Source organism: Staphylococcus sp. EG-SA-15 (assembly GCF_017151895.1).
In the GTDB taxonomy this organism is placed as follows: Bacteria; Bacillota; Bacilli; order Staphylococcales; family Staphylococcaceae; genus Staphylococcus; species Staphylococcus aureus.
This window is the reverse complement of sequence record NZ_JACVZN010000180.1, coordinates 1-233: the sequence shown is the minus strand read 5'-3', so window position 1 is coordinate 233 and position 233 is coordinate 1. Positions and strand designations below refer to the sequence as shown.

The window sequence follows — 233 nt, the reverse complement described above, 5'->3', positions numbered from 1 at the left end:
CATTTTCAGTTCCTAAACCAGAATGAGAAATATGATGATTGTTTTCAGTAATTTCCTCGACTGGTCCTTGTGCTTGACCATGCTCTTCAGGTAATTCATCCACTAATTCAATCAGATTACTTTCAGTCGTATATTCTTTCGTATCTTCAACTGTTGTATGGTCGCTCACTGCGCCAGTTAGAATACCTTTTGTAGACTCTTCGTCAAATTCAACTAAGTTAGACTCAGTTATT

General features: G+C 36.9%; 1 protein-coding gene. It reads right to left on the bottom strand.

Annotated features, from left to right (window positions below; translation table 11 throughout):
- Positions 1–233: hypothetical protein (locus tag IDG64_RS14975; RefSeq protein ID WP_206171379.1), on the bottom strand; the 233-nt coding region annotated here is incomplete at both ends.